The following is a 20,831-nucleotide window of genomic DNA, read 5'->3' on the forward strand; positions in this document are numbered from 1 at the left end:
TCGGGCTCTGTCAGAGAACCGGGAGGACCGCTCGGACATGGCCGGCGAAGGCACGCGCCAGGGGCGAGGCGTGCCGCTCGGCGATTCGGATCGTTATTCCGATTCGTCCGAGCGGCGGTAAACCGCCGGTGCGCGCCAGGATCTTCAGATCGGGGGAGACGGCGGAACGCGTCAGAACCGCGATGGCCTGACCGGATCTGACGACGGCCAGGAGCCCGGATAAGCTGCCGCTTGCATAGGCGATCCGGTAGGCACGGCCAGCACGGTCCAGGGTCGCGAGAGCCGCCCGATGGTCGAGCGTATCCGGATCGCCCAGGGCCAGCGGCAGGGGATCGGGCCAGATCCCCGCGTGATCACGCGATGCCACCCAGACCAGATCCTCGCGGCGCAAGATATCGCGTTCAGCGCCGAGCGAGACCGAGAGGAGGGCGAGATCGAGCCCTCCGCGGTCGAGTTGTGCCTGGAGCCGCGGGGTCGCGGCACAGACCACCGCGATCGCCGCCGCCGGATGCAGCTGCGCGAAGCTGCGCAGCAGATGCGGCAGGAAGGCCTGCGCGTAATCGTCGGGACAGCCGAACCGCAGGCTGCCGCCCAAGCTGCCGCCGGAGAATTCCGCCACGGCATCGTCGTGCGTGGCCAGGATGCGCCGGGCATGGACCAGCAGCCGATCCCCCTGCACCGTCAGCAGGACACCACGGCCCGTGCGCGTCAGGAGCGGGTGGCCGACGAGATCCTCCAGCCGTTTCATCTGCATGCTGAGCGCGGCTTGGCTGCGACCAATCCTGTCCGCGGCACGGCTGAGCACCCCGGTCTCGGCAACCATCACGAAGCTGCGCAACAGGTCGATGTCGAGGCTTCCAGCCATCAGCGAGTCTGAACGCTCCGTTCAGAACTATAAGCTGCCACAGGGGTGGAGGCGCCCTTACCATGTCCCGGCCAATTGAAAAGCAGGAGCGGCCATGGTGCGGAACGACGACCCGGATTTCTGGAGGCGGGCACGCAGGCACCTGGTGCGCTACGGCGGCACCTTCGCGCCGGTGATCATCGAGCGTGCTGAGGGCAGCTTCGTCTACGACGCCGACGGCCGGAAGATCCTCGATTTCACCTCCGGTCAGATGAGTGCCATCCTGGGGCACGGCCATCACGAGATCGCCGCCGTGGTGGCGCATCACGTCGGCCGGCTCGATCACCTGTTCAGCGGGATGCTGAGCCGGCCCGTCGTGGATCTCGCGACGGAACTCGCCCGCCTCGCCCCGGGCGGCCTCGAACGCACTCTGCTGCTCACCACGGGGGCTGAGGCCAACGAGGCGGCTCTGCGCATGGCCAAGCTCGCAACGGGCGGCTGGGAGGTCGTGAGCTTCGCGCAGTCCTGGCACGGCATGACGGCCGGCGCGGCCTCCGCAACCTACAGTGCCGGCCGGAAGGGTTACGGGCCGGCCCCGACTGGCTCCTTCGCGATTCCTGCGCCGAACGCCTATCGCCCCGCCTTCGAGAAGGACGGCGCTTTGGATTGGCGAACCGAGCTCGATTACGCCTTCGCGCTGATCGACCGGCAGTCGACCGGCAATCTCGCAGCCTTCCTGGCCGAACCGATCCTGAGTTCGGGCGGCATCATCGAGCTGCCACCGGGCTACCTCGCGGCGTTGAAGCGCAAGTGTTCCGAGCGCGGCATGCTGCTCATCCTCGACGAGGCGCAAACGGGGATCGGCCGGACGGGCCTCATGTTCGCCTGCGAGCGCGACGGAGTTGTGCCGGATATCCTGACCTTGTCGAAGACGCTGGGAGCGGGCCTACCGCTGGCGGCGGTCATGACCACGCCGGAGATCGAGGATCTCTGCCACGACCGCGGATTCCTGTTCTACACGACCCACGTCTCCGACCCGCTCCCCGCAGCGGTCGGTCTTAAGGTGCTGGAGATTGTCCAGCGCGACGGGCTTGTCGCCCGGGCCGAGGAGGTCGGCGCTCGGCTCGCCGCACGGTTGCGCGGGCTTCAGCAGCGCTTCGCCTGCATCGGCGACGTGCGCGGCAGCGGCCTGCTGCAGGGCGTGGAACTCGTGGCCGACCGCGCCACCAAGGTCCCGGCCCCGGAACTCGGGGATGCGGTCACCCGGCGATGCCTGGAACTCGGGCTGAGCATGAACATCGTCCAGTTGCCGGGCATGGGCGGCGTGTTCCGCATCGCGCCGCCGCTCACCGCCACCGACGACGAGATCGATCTCGGCGTCTCGATCCTGGAACGCGCCTTGGAAACGTGCCTGTAGGTGCTCTCAGGCCGCCTCGATCTCCGAACTCACCGTCAGCCACTCCTCTTCGGCGGCGGCGAGCGCGCTCGCGGCGTCCGCGCGCATCTTGGCGATCTCGCCCGCCTTGGCGGCATTCTCCCGGAAGGCGGACCCGTCCTCCAGGGCCGCATCGATCTTCTGGATCGCCGCGGTCAGCTTCGCCATGCGCGCCTCGATGGCCTCCAGCCGCTTGCGCAACGGTGCCAAGGCCGCGCGGCGCTCGACGCCGGCACGCCGCGCCTCGGCTTTCTGTCCACCCGCCGGTTCGGTCTCGCGCTCGTCCTCGCGCTCCGGGCCCGACAGGACGAAGCGACGGTAATCGTCCATGTCGCCGTCGAAGGTCTTCACCGTGCCGTCCGCGACCAGCCACAGCCGGTCGGCACAGGCTTCCACCAGAAAGCGGTCGTGGGAGACGAGGATGACGGCGCCTTCGTAATCGTTGATCGCCTCCACCAGCGCCTGCCGGCTCTCGATGTCGAGGTGGTTGGTGGGCTCGTCGAGGATCAGGAGGTGTGGCCCGTGGAAGGCGGCGAGGCCCATCAGCAGCCGCGCCTTCTCGCCGCCCGAGAGCTTCTCCACCGGCGTGTCGGCCTTGTTGGCACCGAAGCCGAGGCGGGCGGTGGCCGAGCGGACGCGCGCCTCGGGCACGTCCGGCATCAGATTGCGGACATGCGCGTAGGCGCTCTCAGATGGGCGCAATTCGTCGAGCTGGTGCTGCGCGAAGTAGGCGACCTCCATCTTGGAAGAGCGCTTCACCTCGCCCGAGAGCGGTCCGATCCGGCCGCCGATCAGCTTGCAGAAGGTCGATTTGCCGTTGCCGTTGGCGCCCAGCAGCGCCACCCGGTCGTCGGGGGCCAGGCTGAGGTTGAGGCCGGTCAACACGGTTCGGTCCCCGTAGCCGGCTTTGACCCGCTCCATGGCGACAATTGGCGGCGAGAGGGGCTTCTCCGGGCTCGGCAGGTGGATGACCGGCACATCGTCCTCGAGAAGGGCCGCGATCGGTTCCATCTTGGCGAGCCGCTTCATGCGCGACTGCGCCTGACGGGCCTTGGTGGCCTTGGCCTTGAACCGGTCGATGAAGCTCTGCAGATGCGCCCGCTCCACGTCCTGCTTGGCCTTCGCCTTCGCTTGGAGGACGCGCTTCTCGGAGAGTTGCTTGGCGAAGCTCGTATAGCCGCCGCGATAGATCGAGAGCTTGCCCCGGTCGAGGTGCAGGATGTGATCGACGCTGGTGTCGAGCAGGTCGCGGTCGTGGCTGATGATGATCGCGGTGCGCGGGTAGCGCTCCAGGTAATCGTAGAGCCAGAGCGTTCCCTCGATGTCAAGGTAGTTGGTCGGCTCGTCGAGGAGGAGCAGGTCCGGCTCGGAGAACAGCACGGCGGCGAGCGCAACCCGCATCCGCCAACCGCCGGAGAAATCCGAACAGGGACGGGCCTGGGCGGCCGCATCGAAGCCGAGACCGTGCAGGATCGCGGCGGCCCGGGCCGGTGCCGAATGGGCGCCGATATCCACCAGCCGGGTCTCGATCTCGGCCCGGCGCAGACCGTCGGCATGCTCGGCCTCCGCCATGAGCCGGGCGCGCTCGGTGTCGGCGGCGAGGACGACGCTGTGCAAGGTCTCGGGGCCGGCCGGCGCCTCCTGTGCAACGGCGCCGATCCGCATGCCCTTGGGCAGCGAGACCGATTTGGCGTCGACCGGCAGATCGCCCAGGATGGCCTTGAACAACGTGGTCTTGCCGGCGCCATTGCGCCCAACCAAGCCGACCCGCGCGCCCTCGGGGATCGTGAAGCTCGCCGAATCCAAGATCAGGCGGTCGCCGATGCGGTAGGAGAGGTCGTTGACGCGCAGCATCGCGGCGTTCTGGCCGCCCGAAGGCGCAGAGGCAAGCGCCTCCGTGATCGGAACACGCGCTCGCTTGCCGAGTTGGCCCGTCGGATCGGGTGTCGCTCCCAGGACCAGCGTTGCCGGGACGACTTTAACGGTTTCGCATTCTTCCCGCGCCACAGTTCGGTATCGTGCGGGTTCCACGCCGACGGATCGCGTCTTGCGTACGCGTGTCGAAAGTGTCGGACCGCAGCGCGCCGCGGAGGATTGTCGGTCGCCGCACAGGGGCTCCGGGACCTCGCGCCAAGCTCGGGTATGACAGGGGCCAAGTCTTGCGCCGGATCCTGATCCTCACCGACGAAATCGGCCGCGGCGAACGTCTGGCGCGGGATCTCGCTTCGGACGGACGTGTCAGTCTCCACGACCTCTACGGTGATGAGCTGCCGCCGCCGGGAGCCGCGCTGATCGTCAGCGACGTCAGCGCTCTGACATCCGAATCCGTGCGGCGTTTGCGACGAGCCCTCGCTGCGGCGCGCGGCCCCGATACCCCGTTCCTGGTTCTTATTCACGGCAATCTGAGCCGCGGCGAGATCCAGGCGACCGCCCTCGGAGCAACCCGCGTGCTGCCAGCCTCGGCTGCGAGGACCCTCTTGGCCAATGCGGTCTCGGCCTTGGCGGACAGTCCCATTCAACCGGTACGGGGCGATCTTCAGCAACACGCCACGGCGGCTCGCGATGTCTTCGCCGCGATCTTCCGCCCCGATGAGCCGCCGGCATCGGCGACGGTCAGTTCCGGTGCGGATCTGGTCAACCGCGCGATCCGAGAGGCCAAGATTCGCGACTGGCTCCTGGTTGTCGCGAACTTCGACGATGCCACGCATCGCCACTGCCTCAGCGTCGCCGGACTCGCCGCCGACTTCGCTCGGACGCTGGGTCTCAACGAGAACGATGCGCGCTACCTCATCAAGGGCGCGCTGCTCCATGACATCGGCAAGGCGAAGATCTCGCGCGCCATCCTGAACAAGCCGGCGCCCCTGACGCTGGCCGAGCGGCGCGAGATGGACCGCCATCCCGTCATTGGCCACGCCATGCTGGTGAACGAGGGTTACGACGCCCTCACGCTGGCGGTCGTCCGCTCGCACCATGAGTATCTCGACGGTTCGGGCTACCCAGATGGCCTGCGCGGTCAGGAGATCCCGGACCTCGTGCGGCTGATCACGATCACCGACATCTTCGCGGCGCTCATCGAAGCGCGGCCCTACAAGGCGCCGAAGCCTGCCCAGGAAGCCTACGCGATCCTGAAAGCTATGGGCGGCAAGCTCGATGCCGATTTCGTGCGGGCCTTCGCCGCCGTCGCCGCGGCGTGCGAACTGCCGTACCGCGCCTCCGCCTGATCGGCAGGCCCGAATCAGGCCAGTTCCCAGGCGGCCGTGTCTCGCATCAGGGCCGCGACGAGGGCGTGATTGAGTTCGTGCCCGGTGTGATGGGCGGTAACCCGTCCCTCGATTGGATGGCCCGTCAGGTACAGGTCGCCGATCAAGTCCAGCACACGGTGGCGCACCGGCTCGCCGGGGAGGCGCATGCCGCCGAGCACACGGTCACGGACGAGGAGCGCGGCCGAGCGACGGGAGACGCCCTGGAGGAAGTCCTTGCCCGTCACGTAGCCGAAGGCACGGCCCGCCATGGCACGCATGTACCGTCCGAAGCTGCGCGATGGTGCGATCTCGCGCTCGAACGTCTCGGGCGTAATGTACCCCGACCAGTCGATCGCGCCGAAATGCGCGAGCGCGATGTGTCCGGTTACGTGCAGGCCCATTCCGGGTTCGATCCGGATATGACGCCGGCCCTGCGTGACGCAGACGGGGCGAAGCATCCGGATCGGCCGGCGGATTTGAGCCTGCTCGCTCCGGCCGGCAGCGCAGATGGCCTCGCACCAGGGCTTCGCACTGCCATCGAAGATCGGGAGTTCGTCCGCATCGATCTCGATCAGGACGTTGTCGATGCGGAGGGCGTTCAGGGACGCCATCAGGTGCTCGATGGTTCTGACCAGGATGCCTTCGCGCCGGAGGGCTGAGGAGAGCGGCTGCGATTCCCGATATTGCCAGAGCGCCGGCACATCGACGGCGTGTCTGTCCGTCAATCGGCGGCGGAAGACGATACCGTGGTCCGCCGGCGCCGGGCAGACGCGCACCGTGGCGTGCCGGCCGGAATGCAAGCTGCTCCCGGATCGCTCGAACGGGGCAGTCAAGGTCGCTTGGCGGCGGAGGACCAGCGAGGCCCTGTCGGAAGTGAAAAGCGTAGGCGACAAGTCGTGGTGCATCGAAACCGCCCGCTGCGGCAGGCTCGGCATGTAGCCCAAATTTCCTGATCCACGCTAATAAACTCGCGTTCACCCCGGCTTGGCTTGACCGGCCAGCCCGCGGCAGTCACGATCGGTTGGGTCCGCCGGATGGAGCGCCGCTGCCGCGGCCTTCGACATGAGCGTGCGGGCTGCTCCCGTCCCCAGATCTGCTGGCCGGCGCCCGTATGGGCAGGGACGGAGGCCGGACTGGCGTTGAGGGAACAGCATCGATGGCGCGGCTGGGGACGATACCCTTCTTCAAGGATCCGGGCATCGAGCTCAGCACCTACGAGTCCCGCTGCCACTGGCGGCGATTCGATGAGAATGAGGTGCTCGTCGACTTCGACGACATTTCCACGGACGTCTACTTCATCGCCACCGGCGAGGTGCGCATCCTGAACCGGACCCAGTCCGGCAAGGAGGTGATTCTCGGCGAGATGCGCGGCGGCGCGTTCTTCGGCGAGTTGGCGGCCATCGACGGGATCGGCCGTTCCGCCAACGTCACGGCGCTGACCCGCGGCGAAGTCTGCGTCGTGCCGGCGCCAGTCTTCCGGCAGATGGTCTTCGCCTCGGAAGCGATTGCCGACCGGCTCTTCCGCCTGCTCGCCAAGCGCGTGCGCGAGTTGAACACCCGGCTGATGGAGCACGCGCTGCTCGATCTGAAGCACCGGCTCTACGCGGAGCTGCTGCGCCTCTCGGTGCCGCGGACGGGTGCCTCGGGCGAGCGGGTGGTCTCGCCGCCACCCTACCATCACGTGCTGGCAGCCCGAATCGGATGCCGCCGGGAGCAGGTGACGCGGGAATTCACCGCCATGGCCGCGGAGGGGCTTGTCGACCGCACCCGCGGTGCCCTCGTGCTGCGTCGACCAGATCTCCTGGAAGCGCGCGTTGCCGAGGCGCTGCGCGAGGATTCCTGACGCCTTGTCGGACGTGCCGCCGCGTCTCACCGTTCGAGAACTGACCAAGAGCTTCGGCACATACCGCGCCGTCGATGCCGTGACGCTCGATCTCGAGCCCGGCGAGTTCTTCTGCCTGCTTGGCCCATCGGGCTGCGGCAAGAGCACCCTGCTGCGCCTGATTGCTGGCTTCGAGCGACCGACCTCCGGGCAGATCCGGTTGGGCGATCAGGATCTCACGGGGCTTCCGCCGCATCGGCGGCCCGTGAACATGATGTTCCAGTCCTACGCGCTGTTCCCACACATGAGCGTGGCCGGAAATATCGGCTACGGCCTCAAGGACATGGGCCGGACTGCGGCTGCCGTGCGGGTGGCGGAGTTGCTGCGGCTCGTCCGCCTCGAAGGGTTTGGCGAGCGCCGTCCGGAGACGCTCTCCGGCGGCCAGCGCCAGCGCGTCGCCCTGGCCCGGGCGCTCGCGCGGGAACCCCAACTGCTCCTCCTCGACGAGCCGCTGGGCGCCCTCGACCGAGGTCTGCGCGAGGAGACGCAGGGCGAGTTACGCACCATCCAACGCCGCCTGGGCACCGCCTTCGTGGTCGTCACCCACGATCCGGAGGAGGCGATGATGCTGGCCGACCGGATCGGCGTCATGGAGGCGGGCCGGCTGGTCCAGGTCGCGCCGCCGATCGCGCTCTACCGGCGACCGGTCAACCGCTACGTCGCGGGGCTGCTGGGTGACGTGAACCTGCTTCCGGGGCGCCTCGGCCCTGACGCGGCGGGTGAGGTCCGCACCGTGGAGACGCCTCATGGGATCGTCCAGGGACGTACCACTTCGCTGGCGGAGGGCACGCCCGTTGTGGTTGCGGTGCGCCCGGAGGATCTGGTCCTCGGTGCGCAGGGACTGCCGGCCACGGTGACGGAGGCGACCTTCCTGGGTGATCGACTGCGCCGGACCCTGCGCCTGCCGGACGGATCGTTCCTGCGCGCCAGCGGTCCCCCGGCCGAGGGTGATCCGCCGGCTGGGTCCGAGACCCGCGTAGCGTTCTCCGCCGACGCCGCGGCGATCTTCCCGGCATGAGCGGTCGATCGCGCTTTTCGTTCGACCGGCTGATCCGCCTGCCGCCCTTCGTATGGCTGGGGGCGTTCTTCCTCCTGCCCTTCGCGATCACCCTCAAGATCAGCCTGTCGGAGCCGGCGACGGCGATACCGCCCTATCTGCCGGTACTCGATTGGCGGGGTGGCCTCGATGGCTGGTCCAGCTTTCTCGAAGCCCTGAACCTCGACAATTACGCGACCCTCTACGCCGATCCCTTCTACCGCGACGCCGCATTGGGATCGCTGGGTTACGCGGCCCTTGCCAGCCTCATCCTCGTCGCCGTCGGGACGCCGTTGGCCTATGCGCTGTCCCGGGCACCGGCCCGTTGGCAGCCGCTTCTGCTCGCGCTCGTCATCGTCCCGTTCTGGACGAGCTTCCTGATTCGGATTTACGCCTGGATCGCGATCCTGAAGCCCGAGGGACTGCTCAACCTCGTTCTGCTCCGGCTCGGGCTGATTGCGCGACCGCTGACGATCCTCAACACCGATGCGGCGGTGATCATCGGCCTCGTTTACGCCTACCTGCCGTTCATGGTGCTGCCGCTCTACGCGGTGATGAACCGGCTCGATCCGACGCTGCGGGACGCCGCCGCAGATCTCGGGGCCTCGCCGACGCGGGTGTTCTGGAGCGTGACGCTGCCGCTGAGCCTGCCCGGTATCGCCGCCGGCGCCGCGCTGTGCTTCATCCCGATGGTGGGTGAATTCATCATCCCCGACCTGCTCGGCAGCTCGGAGACCCTGATGCTCGGCCGCGTGCTGTGGACCGAGTTCTTCTCGAACCGCGATTGGCCGCTCGCCTCTGCGGTCGCCGTGTTGATCCTCGCCATCGTGATCGTCCCGGTCGTGCTGTTCCGCGACAGCCTGCGCGTGGGCGAGGGAACGGGGGAGGGGCGGTGACCTGGGTGACGCGGACTGCCCTCGTGGTCGGGCTCGGCTTCCTCTACGCGCCGATCGTGGTGCTGATCGGCTACTCGTTCAACGCCTCGCCCCTCGTGACGGTCTGGGGCGGATTCTCGACCCGCTGGTACGCGACCCTGCTGGCCGATGCTCCCCTGCTCGCCTCGGCGTGGGTGTCGCTTGAGGTCGCGATTCTGGCGAGCCTGATCGCCACGCTGCTCGGCACCCTGGCGGCACTGGTCCTGGAGCGGCAGCGCCGCTTCCGCGGCCGGGCGCTGTTCACCGGCCTCGTCCTCGGACCGATCGTGATGCCCGAGGTGATGATCGGCTTGTCGCTCCTCCTGATGTTCATCGGCATCGGCCTGGACCGCGGCATGCTGACCATCGTCATCGCGCACGCCACCTTCTGCACCGGCTTCGTGGCCGTGGTGGTCGCCGCGCGGCTGCGCGGCCTCGACCGGTCCCTCGAAGAGGCGGCGGCGGATCTCGGCGCCCCGCCGCTTCGGGTGCTGACGACCATCACGCTGCCGCTCCTCGCACCGGCGGTGATAGCCGGCGCGCTCCTCGCCTTCACCCTGTCGCTCGACGATCTGGTGATCGCGAGCTTCGTCTCGGGGCCGGGCTCGACGACCCTGCCGATGCGCCTCTACAGCCGGGTCCGGCTCGGTGTGAATCCCGAGATCAACGCCGCCTCGACCCTGCTGGTCGGTCTCGTGAGCGTGGTGGTGCTCGTTTCTTCGTGGCTGACCGCCCGCCGGGGCGGGGCCTGACGCAGACCGTGACGGCCGGCGGTTTTCGGTCACGGATCGGAACCGGGATCGCATTGTGCGCTGTCGCACACGGTTACGCTTGGCCCGATCATAGTCTCGTGTGGTCCGTCATCCATACGGAAGTTCGTGAGGCTATCTGCCCATGGCACGCACGCTGACCCTGCTCACAGTGGCCACCCTTCTCGCGGCCCCCATCGCCGAAGCTCGACCGGCCCGGACGCCGGCCAAGCCTGAACTCAGTGCCGCGATCAAAACGCGCCAGGGTGCGCTACGCGATTTCAACGCACGTATGAGCCGGCTGGATGCCCTCATGGGCGTTTCGCCAGCCACCAAGACGCGTGCGCGTTCCGCGGAGGCCGGCCGCTAACCAGCACTCCGGTCGCCGCCCAGCCCACCCGCCTCCTCGATGAACCGCGCCACGGTATCGGCGCCGGTCCCTTCGCGAAGCGAGGCGAACACGTAAGGGCGCGTCGCACGCATGCGCCGCGTATCAGCCTCCATGATCGCGAGATCTGCTCCGACGAGCGGCGCGAGGTCGGTCTTGTTGACGATCAGCAAGTCCGACCGGGTGATGCCAGGGCCGCCCTTGCGCGGGATCTTCTCTCCACCGGCCACGTCGATGACGTAGAGGGTGATGTCGGCCAGTTCCGGCGAGAAGGTTGCCGCGAGATTGTCGCCGCCGGATTCAATCAGCACCAGATCGAGCTTCGGAAACCGCCGGCTCATCTCTGCGACGGCCGCGAGGTTGATCGAGGCGTCCTCACGGATCGCGGTATGCGGGCAGCCCCCTGTCTCGACCCCGAGGATGCGCTCCTCCGGCAATGCCCCCGCCACCGTCAGGATCCGCGCATCCTCCTTGGTGTAGATGTCGTTGGTGATCGCGCAGATTTCGTAGCGATCCCGGAAGCGCTTGCAGAGCTGTTCCATCAAGGCGGTCTTGCCGGATCCGACAGGTCCGCCGATGCCGACGCGGAGGGGGCCGTTCGATGAGATCATGCTGCGCGCTCAGGATCGGAAGATGCGGGAATACTGCGTCTCGTGCCGGAACGAGCCGAGATCGAGACGGAAAGTGCCGGCGCCGAGCGCGTCAAGATCGGCATCGCCGACGTCCTCTGCCAATGCCACGACGCGTGCGGTCATTGTGGCGATGATTCGGGTGCCGGCTGCCTGACCGACCGGGGCCGCCCGGAGGGCCGCAGAAACGAGGTTCTGCACGAAAGCCAGGCCGTAACCTGCGAGGACCGGCGGGAGGCTCATGCCATGGGCGCCTGCCGCCGTCCCCACGGCAACGGGATAGGCAACCGGGCCCGGAAGATGCTCCGCCAAGGTGGCCAGCGCCGGATGGGGCCACGCACCGAGCGTCGCGTCGAGGAAGCTCCGCCCCTGCTGGCTGGTCTCGAGGTGCAACTCGCGAGATGGGGCGAGGGCGAGGGCGAGGTCGTTGACCTCGGTCACCGTGTCGACCGCACCGGTCCGCGCCGCCCGATGAGCGTGGGCTGCCAGGATCAGGTCGTTGCGCAGGGCGCCGCGCGCGCAGACGTCACCGAGCCAATCCGTCAGACTCGCCTCGTCGCGGACATCGCCCGCTTCGACCGCCCATTCGAGGCCATGCGAGTAGGCATAGGCTCCGACCGGATAGCCCGGGGACAGCCACGCCATCAGGCGGAGTGCGTCGTGGGCGTCAAGCGCCGGCATGATGGTGATGACCGCCCGGCGCATGGTCGTGGTCGTGCGCATGCCCGTGCCCGTGCGCATGGCCGCCGGCATAGGCGCCGCCTTCCGGCCGGAATGGTCGCTCCACCGCCTCGGCGCTGCCGCCGAGCCCGCGCACCATCTCGGCCAGGACGTGGTCGTCGGCGATCCAGACGGCATCTACACCGATTTCGGCGGGGATGTGCCGGTTGCCGATATGCCAGATGAGGCGTCGGAGCGCGTGCTCGCTCGGTGCCCGGATCTCCAGGAGACGCTCCGGCGCCGCCTCGACCCAGACGAGCCGGCCGTCCTCCAGAACCAACGCGTCGCCGTCGTCCAGTACGGTCGCTTCCGGGAGATCGAGCAGGAAGCCGGTCCCGCCGAGGCCACGCATGGCGACACGGCGGCGATGCCGGTCGCCATGGTCGAGGACCACCCGATCGACGATTTCGCCGCCGGAGAGGTCGTCCCTGCGGAGGACGCGTGTGGCGCGGATCATCGGGTCATCGAGCCAGGGACCTCGGCTCGCGCGGCATGTACTCCACGTCCTGCACCTGCTTGCTCGAGAAAGGCGGCCGCCTGGGGAAGAGCGTCAGATCGCTGCCGGTTTCCTTCGCCGCGAGCAGGCGACCGGCGAGATGGCATTCCTCGAACACAACAGCGGGATAGCGCTCCAGGCTTGGGCTGCCCTCGATGACCCGTGCGATCCGCTTGCGCTCTTCTAAGATCGTGCCGACCCAGTGGCTGTTCCGGTTGACAGGCTGATACATCCTTTCGAGCAGATGCCCGATCCGATTTATCGAGACGGCTCTCGATCTGCTGCCGTTCGCTGCCTCCCACGCTCAAGATCTCGTCCATCAGGTTCGGAACATCGAGTTGATTGAAGCGACGCTCGCGCAGCAACCGCGCCTGCGCCTCGGTCCAGGCGCACAGATCCATCTCATACAGGCTGCCGACACCACGGGCTTTGAGCACGGCCTTCATGATGACGGCCCTCCTGTCACGCGGCCGGATCGTATTTCAAAATAGGAAGTAGCGCTGCGCCATCGGCAGCACCTCGGCTGGCTCGCAGACCAGCAACTCCCCGTCGGCACGGACATCGTAGGTCTCGGGATCGACCTCGATGACCGGCGTGGCATCGTTCAGCACCATGCTGGCCTTGGAAATGCCGCCCCGGACGTTCTCAACGGCGACCAACTCCTTCTGAACGCCGAGGCGGTCCCGCAGGCCGTCCGCGATGGCGGCCTTCGACACGAAGGTGAGGGCGGTGGCGAAGGGCACGCGCCCGTAGGCGCCGAACATCGGACGGTAATGCACCGGCTGGGGCGTGGGGATCGAGGCATTGGGGTCGCCCATCGGCGCCGCCGCGATGCTGCCGCCCTTGAGCACGAGGTCGGGTTTCACCCCGAAGAAAGCCGGCGTCCAGAGGACGACGTCGGCGAGCTTGCCCGGCTCGATGGAGCCGACATGCCGGGAGATCCCGTGCGCGATGGCCGGATTGATTGTGTATTTGGCCACGTAGCGGCGCGCGCGCAGGTTGTCGGTGCCGGAGGTGTCGCCCGCCAAAGCGCCCCGCTGGCGCTTCATCTTGTCGGCGGTCTGCCACGTGCGGATGATGACCTCGCCGACCCGACCCATGGCCTGGCTGTCCGACGACATCATCGAGAGCGCGCCGAGATCGTGCAGAATGTCCTCGGCCGCGATGGTTTCGCGCCGGATCCGGCTCTCGGCGAAGGCGAGATCTTCGGGGATCGATGGGTCGAGGTGATGGCACACCATCAGCATGTCGAGATGCTCGTCGATGGTGTTGCGGGTGTAGGGCCGCGTCGGGTTGGTCGAGGAGGGCAGCACGTTCGGGAGCCCGGCGACCTTGATGATGTCGGGGGCATGGCCGCCGCCGGCGCCCTCCGTGTGAAAGGCGTGGATGGTCCGGCCCTTGAACGCCGCGATCGTATCCTCGACGAAGCCCGACTCGTTGAGCGTATCGGTGTGGATCATGACCTGGACGTCATGCGCGTCCGCGACCGTGAGGCAGGTGTCGATCGCGGCCGGCGTCGTCCCCCAATCCTCGTGGAGCTTGAGCGCGCAGGCGCCGGCGCGCACCATTTCGACAAGGCTCTCAGGCCGGGCGGCATTGCCCTTGCCAGCGAAGGCGAGGTTCATCGGGAAGGCATCGGCGGCCTCGATCATCCGGGCGATATGCCAGGGGCCGGGCGTGCAGGTGGTCGCGAAGGTGCCGTGGGCCGGTCCGGTGCCGCCGCCGAGCATGGTGGTGACGCCCGAGCACAAAGCCTCCTCGATCTGCTGCGGGCAGATGAAGTGGATGTGGCTGTCGAAGCCGCCGGCCGTGAGGATCTTCCCCTCGCCGGCGATCACCTCGGTGCCCGGCCCGACCACGATGTCGACGCCCGGCTGCACGTCCGGATTGCCGGCCTTGCCGAGCCGGGCGATCCGGCCGCGCACGATCCCGACATCGCATTTCACGATGCCCCAATGATCGAGCACCACGGCGTTGGTGATCACCGTGTCGACGGCGCCATCGGCATTCGTGATCTGGCTTTGGCCCATGCCGTCGCGGATGACCTTGCCGCCGCCGAACTTCACCTCCTCTCCGTAGGTGGTGAAATCCCGTTCGACCGTGATTTCAAGGCTCGTGTCGGCGAGCCGAATGCGGTCGCCGACCGTCGGGCCGAACATGTCGGCGTAGGCGGATCGTGGAAGGCTGGCAGGTTTCTGGGTGTTGGACATGGTCACAGCTTGCCCATCACGTCGCCGCGGAAACCGTAGACGGTGCGCCCGCCGGAGAGGGGCACCAGCGTGACCTCCTGGGTCGAGCCCGGCTCGAAGCGCACGGCCGTGCCGGGGGCGATGTCGAGGCGTTTGCCGCGGGCCTGCTCGCGCGCGAAGACGAGGCCCGGATTGACTTCGAAGAAGTGGTAGTGGGAGCCGACCTGGATCGGCCGGTCGCCCGTATTGGCCACCTCGATCACGGTACGCTCGGCGCCGGCATTGAAGACGATCTCGCCCGGCTGCGTCGTCACCGTGCCGGGTATGGCCGCGGAGGCTGCGCCGCGGATCGGGTGATGCACGGTGACGAGCTTGGTGCCGTCCGGGAAGGTCGCCTCGACCTGGATGTCGGGGATCATCTCGGACACGCCCTCCATGACCTGATCGGCCGTGAGGACGGCGGCGCCGGCCTGCATCAACTCGGCGACGGTGCGGCCGTCGCGGGCACCCTCGACCACGAAGTCCGTGATCAGCGCCACGGCTTCCGGGTGGTTGAGCTTGACGCCGCGCGCCAGACGGTTGCGCGCCACCTGCGCCGCCATGGCGATCAGCAGCTTGTCCTTTTCTCGGGGTGTCAGCAGCACGGGCAACCTCGTTGTCGCGACCGCCCGAGCAAGGATCATGCGCGCGGCGCGGTCAAGGGCGAGGCAGGCCGCCTGGAGCGGTCCGAATCGAATGTCAGGGTGTCATCGCGGTGAAGCCGGCAAACAGGTCGGGGAGGAGTTCGCCCTTGATCGCCGTTGGCAGATCGCGGGGATGGATAAACTCGTCCCGGAACCACGGAAAGCGTCTGCCGTCGAAGGCGGCACGCAGCCAATCGATCGTCCGGCGTACCCGGTCGATCCGCTCGACGTCCGGATGAAAAGTGAGCCAGATGTCCCGGCTGAAACGTCCCAGATTGTCCACCGGGACGACCTGCGCCCCGATCGCGCTGGCATAGGTCGGCAGGAGGCCGATTCCCGCACCCTTGGCGATCGCCCAGTAATAGGCGCTGCTGACGTTGACCTTGAGGGTTATCGGGATCGTACTCGGAAAGCCCGGCACGGCCTGGCTGTAATCCTCCAGACGGATCGTCTGACCGCTGGCTTGAACCACGATCCTGTGTCGCGCGAGCTCGTCGGGCGCGGCGGGCAGCCCGTAAGTCTGCTCGTAGTTCCGTGCCGCGTAAGGCAGCAGATGCATGCGGCCAAGCTTTACCACGCGCAAGTCCGGGCTCGTCGGGCGCGTCAGCTGGATGGCGACATCGGCTTCCAACCGCAGGACGTCGGCGGATTCCATCGCGCAGCGCAGATCGATGGTGAGGCGCGGGTTGGCCCTTTGAAACTCCACGAGCCGGGGTGCGAGCCAGAAGGCGCCGAGCCCCTCCGTGACGGCGATCCGCACCTCACCCGCCTCGGCGAAAGGGGCTGTCTCGCTGGTGCGGATCAGGCCGAATGCCGCAGCCTCCATGCGGCCAGCTGATTCGAGGATCGCTTGCCCCTCCGCCGTCAGGCGGATGCCGTCGACGTGACGCGTCAGAAGCGGTGTGCCGATCTGGGCTTCGAGATCGTCGATCCGCCGCCGCACCGAATTGACCGAGACGCCGAGCTTGGATGCCGCCGCCCGGAAGCTGCCGGACCGCTCGAGGACCAGGAAGACCCGGATGCTCTGCCAGTCGGGCATCAAGCCTGGATCTGCCCGTTCCATTTCCGGAACACCCCTGTTCCAAATTTTGCACATACAGGCAGAGCGCTAGATGCGAAGTGCTGAACCGTCAATCCGCAGCCGAATGACAGGTCTCCGATGACGGTGCACATCGCTCGCTCTCAATTCGATGCTGGGAACATGAATCGACTTGCGTCTTCGCAAGTCTCATCGCGACAGCGGCACGAACTCGGCGCCATCCGGATCGACCGGATCGCCCGCCATCTGGTCATCTTCATGCCGGCGCCGGCAGACCTCGAGAGCCTCATCACAGCAGCTCGGGCCGATCTGCCCCATCTCGCGCCGCTCAAGACTGTGCAGCGGGTGATGTCGCACAATCCTGACAGTGTCATGGCAATCGCGCAGCGGCACAGATTTGATGCCGCCGCGCCGAGCGGCGAGGGTTTCGTCGCATGCCTGATGCTGAACGCAAGCGGCCTCGCGGCTCTGAAGGCCGGAACCTTCGATGCGGCGGATCCGCCGGTCGACATGCTGGCCGGGCAGCACGAACGTCCTGCGGGCATCTATGTCTGGGCGGTGTATGCGCGCCGACGGCTGGCCGGTGGGGTCGGCTTGGTCTTCGATCGACTGTCCAGCCCGAACTACCAGGGGGTGGATTTCTACGCCCGGGCCGCGACGCCCGAAGGCGCCTCGCTCCTGACCACCCTCGGCTTCGAACCACCGAGCGTCGCGCAGGGCGGCCTGTATCACTTCGCCCGGGGGTCGAAGCGCGAGGCCGCGCCCCCCTACGACAGCCACCGTCCTGGCGGGACCGGGACCAGCGTCGCGGTGGCACGCAGCATGGAGGATCTCTCCCGCGTCATCGCCCTGCGCGCGGCCGTCTACATGGCTGAGCAGGCCTGCCCGTACGAAGAGGAGTTCGACGGCAACGACCTCTCGGCCACCCACCTCATCGGCTATGTCGGAGACGAGCCCGCGGGCTGCCTGCGCATCCGCTTCTTCGCCGATTTCGCCAAGATCGAGCGGCTGGCGGTCCGGGCCGAGCATCGCAACACCCGGATGGCCTTTGCGCTCGTCCGCGCCGGCATCGAACTCGCCCGGGTGAAGGGTTACCGGCGCCTGTACGGACATGCGCAGAAGCGGCTCGTCGGCTTCTGGAGCCGCTTCGGCTTCCGGGTCTTCGAGGGCGCGCAGGAACTGGTCTTCTCGGATTTCGACTACGTCGAGATGCTGATGGAAGCCCAGCCGCATCCCCAGGCGATCGGGCTCGGGGTGGATCCTTACGTGATCATCCGACCCGAGGGCCGCTGGCATCGGGCTGGGGCGCTCGACCGCTCGCGCACCCGTGCCGTGACCCGTCCCTCGGTCGACAGAAAGGCCGCGCCGTGATGCGCCAGATCAATCCGGCGCTCTACCGGCGGCCGCGCAGCGTCCCGGTCCTAGTGCTGGTCGATATGCAGCAAGAGTACGAGGTTGCCGGCCGGCCGCTGGCCCTCCCACGGATCGGCCCGGCGCTGGAGAATTGCCGGCTCGCGCTCAGCCATGCGCGCGAGAGCGGCATCCAGTTGGCCTATGTGCGCTGGATCGGCACGCCGTTGTTCCAGGCTGGCACCCGCTTCGCCCGCTGGATCGAGGGTTTCGAGCCGCAGGGCTGTGACATGATCTTCGACCGGGACAGGCCGTCCTGTTTTGCCAGCCCGTCCTTCGCCGACGTGATGGAACGGGGCAGTCCGCCGCTAGTCATCGCCGGCTTTGCCGGCGAGGCAGCCTGTCTCGCTACGGCGATCGATGCGTTTCATCGCGGACAGGACGTGACCTTTCTCAGCGACGCTTCCGCGAGCCACGGCCTCGACGGTATCGCCGCGGAGGACATTCATCGCTCGGTCAGTGCCGTCCTGCGTGCCTTCGGCGATGTCATGAGCACGCAAAGCTGGATTGCCGCTTCCTCGCCTTTCCCTGCGGCAGCCTTTTCCTCCAGATCAACCCACGCCAATGACTAAGCGAAGCCAGAACGACAGCAGCATCGGCCCCGGGCACGCGGGTGACGCGGAGGTCGATCAGCGCCTGGGACGCCACGCGATCGCGCTCCTTCAGGCCGCGCGCGATGCAAACGATCCCACTCTCATCGCCCATGCCGAAGCCATGGCGATGGCGGTCGGATACGCGCTGGCCTCGCGCCTGTCAGACGCCGAACACGGCCAAGACTGACGGGACTCGTCGCTGTCGATCAGACGCATGGCGCCAAGCCGCGCCGTGCACCCGACGGTCTGTCTTGAGGGCATCCCACAGGGCGGTCGTCAAAGCAGCATGACGAGGCTGAGGTCCAACGTCTGCATCGTGCGTCCATGTGCTCGGTGCGACAGCGTCCGCCGGGGCGAATCCGTTTCGGCGTCGCCGAGGGCTAAGAGCGGCAGCCGAGCGGTCCAGCCGACGGGTTCGGACCCGCAGCGACAATGAATCGGTCCCGTCCCGGCGGGGCATCTGCCGCCATCCAGGGCGAACTCTCAAATGACCGTTATCCCGGGCGCCGCGCAGTCCCCTGCGATGCCGTCAATTATGACGTCTGCGGATGACGAAGTCTTGATGCGGCGGACATGCCGAAATATCGGCGCTCGCTTAGAGAGAAGATAGATCCGTCTCAACATCGTATCGCGCGATGCGCCGGCTGATCAGTGTGAGCGTTCCGCTGATCGCGTGATAGAAACATTTTGGACACCACTGCGCGGTACGTTTGCTGCCCTGAGTGGCGATCTTATCTCCCGCTGAACGGTTCGGGCATGCGGTGCGTCAAGCTCGGGGTTGGGTCAGCGTGGCGATGACAGCTTCGACCACATCGATTTGGTGCTGCACGGCCACCAGCCGCGGCCCGGCCTCCGAGCCATCGCCGAGGACGAAGGTGCCCTTCTGCCGGCGCGCTTCACGCAGCTTCCGCACGGAGGCCACGATGATCTGCCGCTCCTCAATCAGCGCATCCCGCAGTTCATTCAATCCGTCCAGTTCCAGCGTCGGGGCCATACAGCGTCCTGGTTTCGACGGCCCGTCGCCGGAACGGCGGCGTGCGAACAATACGACAGCGCGGATCTCGACCCGCCGCAGATCGGGCGGCGCGACGCCGCCCCGGCCGATGCACGGGCACGGGCACGGGCACGGCGGACCCACTGCGGCGGAAACTACTCCGTGCCCTCGGAACTTGCACGCCCGTGCCGGGCGTCGGTTTCCCTGGGTCGGTGTATCGCATCGGTGTCGGGCAATCGGCTTGTATGCTAATGGATGCAATATATTCCGGCCGGTCGCACGACCGGACCGGATGCTGGAATGGCGCGCATGCTGAGCGGTGACGCGGATGATCGGGCCGCACCTCGATCCGACGAGAGCGACGCGGCGCCGGGCGGGAACGACTCGCGGCAGGTGTCGACAGGGCTGCGGCCCCGGCGATCCCGCGCCTTCGGCCTGATCCTGGTGATCCTTGCCGCCGCGGGCGGCGGTGCTTACGGCTACACGCGCCTTCATCAGCCCGAGGCGAAGCCCAAGGCTGCCGCGCCGCGCCCCGTTCCCGTGACCCTGGGGACGGTGGAGCAGGGGGCGTTCGCGCTCGTGTCGAATGGGCTTGGCACGGTCCAGGCCTACAACACTGTCCAGGTGCGCACCCGCGTCGACGGCGAGATTCAGCAGGTCGCCTTCCGTGAGGGCCAGACCGTGCACAAGGGTGACATCCTCGTTCAGGTCGATCCGCGCCCCTATCAGGCGACCCTGGATCAGGCCAAGGCCAAGAAGGAGCAGGACACCGCCAACCTGAACAACGCCAAGGCCGACCTCGTCCGGTACACCGGCCTCGGCGCCTATGCGTCGCGGCAACAGACCGAGACGCAGACGGCGCTGGTCGCGCAGCTGACCGCGCAGGTTGCATCCGACCAAGCCGCTATCGACAACGCGACGACGCAGCTCGGCTACGCCACCATCCGCGCGCCGATCGACGGCGTTACGGGCTTCCGGCAGGTCGATATCGGCAACATCGTCAACTCGGCCGGGCAGACCCCCATCGTCACGATCGCCCAGGTCGAGCCGATCTTCGTGGTGTTCACCGCTCCGGAGGACCAGCTTCCCGCGATTACCGCCGCCCTGCGCAAGGGCGATGTTCCGGTCGAGGCCTGGAGTTCGGACGGGCTCACAAAGCTGGCGGATGGCAAGCTCGCCCTGTTCAACAACCAAGTGGACACGGCGACCGGCACGATCCGCCTCAAAGCCGTGTACGAGAACAAGACCCACGCGCTCTGGCCGGGCCTGTCGGTCTCCACCAAGATGCGCGTCGGCATCGTTGCCGACGCGCTGACGGTGCCGGACAACGCCATCCAGCACGGGCCGGACGGCCTCTTCGCCTTCGTGGTCGATGACACCGATCACGCCCATCAGATCGCCTTGAAGGCGGGACGCTCCGATGCGGGCCGGACCCGAATCCTGAGCGGCGATCTGAAACCGGGTGCGCGTGTCATCACCGCCGGCCAGTACAAGGTCCAGGACGGCAGCCTCGTCGCGGCGGCGCAGTCCTCCGGCGCGGGACAGGCAGGAATGCCGACGCGGCAGGTGGAGGCTCAGCGCTGATGCC

Annotated in this window: 22 protein-coding genes and 1 pseudogene; 11 read left to right on the plus strand and 12 right to left on the minus strand. The window is 67.6% G+C overall.

Features of this window, described 5'->3' with window-relative positions; translation table 11 throughout:
- Nucleotides 1-10: 10 nt before the first annotated feature.
- Entirely contained in the window at nt 11-865 is an 855-nt protein-coding gene (locus BLQ49_RS11530) for a LysR family transcriptional regulator (protein WP_091715951.1), read from the minus strand.
- Nucleotides 866-959: 94 nt separating this feature from the next.
- On the opposite strand from BLQ49_RS11530, the gene BLQ49_RS11535 reads away from it, so the two are divergent.
- Nucleotides 960-2,261: an aspartate aminotransferase family protein gene (locus BLQ49_RS11535; protein ID WP_091715953.1), complete on the plus strand. Its 1,302-nt coding sequence runs from the start codon at nt 960-962 to the stop codon at nt 2,259-2,261.
- 6 nt (nt 2,262-2,267) lie between these two features.
- Here the strand turns inward: BLQ49_RS11535 and BLQ49_RS11540 are convergent, their stop codons facing one another.
- Nucleotides 2,268-4,133: an ABC-F family ATP-binding cassette domain-containing protein gene (locus BLQ49_RS11540; RefSeq protein WP_091715954.1), complete on the minus strand. Its 1,866-nt coding sequence runs from the start codon at nt 4,131-4,133 to the stop codon at nt 2,268-2,270.
- Between the two features lie 305 nt (nt 4,134-4,438).
- Between BLQ49_RS11540 and BLQ49_RS11545 the strand changes: the two genes are divergently transcribed.
- Nucleotides 4,439-5,500, plus strand: coding sequence for an HD-GYP domain-containing protein (locus BLQ49_RS11545; protein WP_091715956.1), 1,062 nt, complete (start codon nt 4,439-4,441; stop codon nt 5,498-5,500).
- 14 nt (nt 5,501-5,514) lie between these two features.
- Here the strand turns inward: BLQ49_RS11545 and BLQ49_RS11550 are convergent, their stop codons facing one another.
- Nucleotides 5,515-6,456: a UDP-3-O-acyl-N-acetylglucosamine deacetylase gene (locus BLQ49_RS11550; RefSeq protein WP_244507548.1), complete on the minus strand. Its 942-nt coding sequence runs from the start codon at nt 6,454-6,456 to the stop codon at nt 5,515-5,517.
- 221 nt (nt 6,457-6,677) lie between these two features.
- Here BLQ49_RS11550 and BLQ49_RS11555 point away from each other — a divergent pair, with 221 nt between their 5' ends.
- From BLQ49_RS11555 to BLQ49_RS11575, 5 genes are all read left to right on the plus strand, one after another.
- Entirely contained in the window at nt 6,678-7,364 is a 687-nt protein-coding gene (locus BLQ49_RS11555) for a Crp/Fnr family transcriptional regulator (RefSeq protein ID WP_091715957.1), read from the plus strand.
- 4 nt (nt 7,365-7,368) lie between these two features.
- Entirely contained in the window at nt 7,369-8,421 is a 1,053-nt protein-coding gene (locus BLQ49_RS11560) for an ABC transporter ATP-binding protein (protein WP_091715959.1), read from the plus strand.
- A complete protein-coding gene (locus BLQ49_RS11565; protein ID WP_091715960.1) occupies nt 8,418-9,335 on the plus strand; it encodes an ABC transporter permease in 918 nt (305 codons plus the stop codon). The genes BLQ49_RS11560 and BLQ49_RS11565 overlap by 4 nt, the downstream gene beginning before the upstream one ends.
- Entirely contained in the window at nt 9,332-10,105 is a 774-nt protein-coding gene (locus tag BLQ49_RS11570; protein WP_091715962.1) for an ABC transporter permease, read from the plus strand. Before BLQ49_RS11565 ends, BLQ49_RS11570 begins: the two co-directional genes overlap by 4 nt.
- A gap of 142 nt (nt 10,106-10,247) precedes the next feature.
- Nucleotides 10,248-10,472 (plus strand): hypothetical protein, encoded by a 225-nt coding sequence (locus BLQ49_RS11575; protein ID WP_091715964.1) that lies wholly within the window; start codon nt 10,248-10,250, stop codon nt 10,470-10,472.
- Here BLQ49_RS11575 and ureG read toward each other — a convergent pair.
- The 8 genes and pseudogenes from ureG to BLQ49_RS11610 form a co-directional block, all read right to left on the minus strand.
- Nucleotides 10,469-11,101 (minus strand): urease accessory protein UreG, encoded by a 633-nt coding sequence (gene ureG, locus BLQ49_RS11580; protein ID WP_091715966.1) that lies wholly within the window; start codon nt 11,099-11,101, stop codon nt 10,469-10,471. The genes BLQ49_RS11575 and ureG overlap by 4 nt on opposite strands.
- Before the next feature lie 9 nt (nt 11,102-11,110).
- A complete protein-coding gene (locus BLQ49_RS11585) occupies nt 11,111-11,842 on the minus strand; it encodes an urease accessory protein UreF (protein ID WP_425283990.1) in 732 nt (243 codons plus the stop codon).
- Nucleotides 11,787-12,296 (minus strand): urease accessory protein UreE, encoded by a 510-nt coding sequence (locus BLQ49_RS11590; protein WP_091715968.1) that lies wholly within the window; start codon nt 12,294-12,296, stop codon nt 11,787-11,789. The genes BLQ49_RS11585 and BLQ49_RS11590 overlap by 56 nt, the downstream gene beginning before the upstream one ends.
- A gap of 4 nt (nt 12,297-12,300) precedes the next feature.
- Nucleotides 12,301-12,567: a DUF29 domain-containing protein gene (locus BLQ49_RS30605; RefSeq protein ID WP_280140970.1), complete on the minus strand. Its 267-nt coding sequence runs from the start codon at nt 12,565-12,567 to the stop codon at nt 12,301-12,303.
- 88 nt (nt 12,568-12,655) lie between these two features.
- Nucleotides 12,656-12,781 (minus strand): annotated as a pseudogene (locus tag BLQ49_RS30760) (DUF29 family protein); the annotation flags it as partial.
- Between the two features lie 36 nt (nt 12,782-12,817).
- On the minus strand, nt 12,818-14,545 hold the full coding sequence (ureC, locus tag BLQ49_RS11600) for an urease subunit alpha (protein WP_091715970.1): 1,728 nt from the start codon (nt 14,543-14,545) through the stop codon (nt 12,818-12,820).
- 2 nt (nt 14,546-14,547) lie between these two features.
- Nucleotides 14,548-15,168 (minus strand): urease subunit gamma, encoded by a 621-nt coding sequence (locus BLQ49_RS11605; protein ID WP_091715971.1) that lies wholly within the window; start codon nt 15,166-15,168, stop codon nt 14,548-14,550.
- A gap of 94 nt (nt 15,169-15,262) precedes the next feature.
- On the minus strand, nt 15,263-16,246 hold the full coding sequence (locus BLQ49_RS11610; protein WP_244507549.1) for a LysR family transcriptional regulator: 984 nt from the start codon (nt 16,244-16,246) through the stop codon (nt 15,263-15,265).
- Nucleotides 16,247-16,408: 162 nt separating this feature from the next.
- Here BLQ49_RS11610 and BLQ49_RS30765 point away from each other — a divergent pair, with 162 nt between their 5' ends.
- The 3 genes from BLQ49_RS30765 to BLQ49_RS11625 are packed head-to-tail and all read left to right on the plus strand — an operon-like array spanning nt 16,409 to nt 18,436.
- The gene (locus tag BLQ49_RS30765; RefSeq protein WP_342028175.1) at nt 16,409-17,617 is read left to right on the plus strand and encodes a GNAT family N-acetyltransferase; all 1,209 of its coding nucleotides are present in this window, start codon (nt 16,409-16,411) and stop codon (nt 17,615-17,617) included.
- A complete protein-coding gene (locus tag BLQ49_RS11620; RefSeq protein ID WP_244507556.1) occupies nt 17,617-18,228 on the plus strand; it encodes a cysteine hydrolase family protein in 612 nt (203 codons plus the stop codon). The genes BLQ49_RS30765 and BLQ49_RS11620 overlap by 1 nt, the downstream gene beginning before the upstream one ends.
- Entirely contained in the window at nt 18,221-18,436 is a 216-nt protein-coding gene (locus BLQ49_RS11625; RefSeq protein WP_091715978.1) for a hypothetical protein, read from the plus strand. The genes BLQ49_RS11620 and BLQ49_RS11625 overlap by 8 nt, the downstream gene beginning before the upstream one ends.
- Nucleotides 18,437-19,015: 579 nt before the next feature.
- Here the strand turns inward: BLQ49_RS11625 and BLQ49_RS11630 are convergent.
- Nucleotides 19,016-19,243 carry an HOOK family protein gene (locus tag BLQ49_RS11630; RefSeq protein ID WP_091715980.1) on the minus strand — a complete coding sequence of 76 codons (228 nt, stop codon included), beginning with the start codon at nt 19,241-19,243 and terminating at the stop codon, nt 19,016-19,018.
- Between the two features lie 309 nt (nt 19,244-19,552).
- Here BLQ49_RS11630 and BLQ49_RS11635 point away from each other — a divergent pair, with 309 nt between their 5' ends.
- Entirely contained in the window at nt 19,553-20,827 is a 1,275-nt protein-coding gene (locus BLQ49_RS11635) for an efflux RND transporter periplasmic adaptor subunit (RefSeq protein WP_091716201.1), read from the plus strand.
- Nucleotides 20,828-20,831 lie beyond the last annotated feature (4 nt).

Origin of the sequence: Methylobacterium phyllostachyos, from assembly GCF_900103445.1 — a bacterium.
Taxonomy (GTDB): Bacteria; Pseudomonadota; Alphaproteobacteria; order Rhizobiales; family Beijerinckiaceae; genus Methylobacterium; species Methylobacterium phyllostachyos.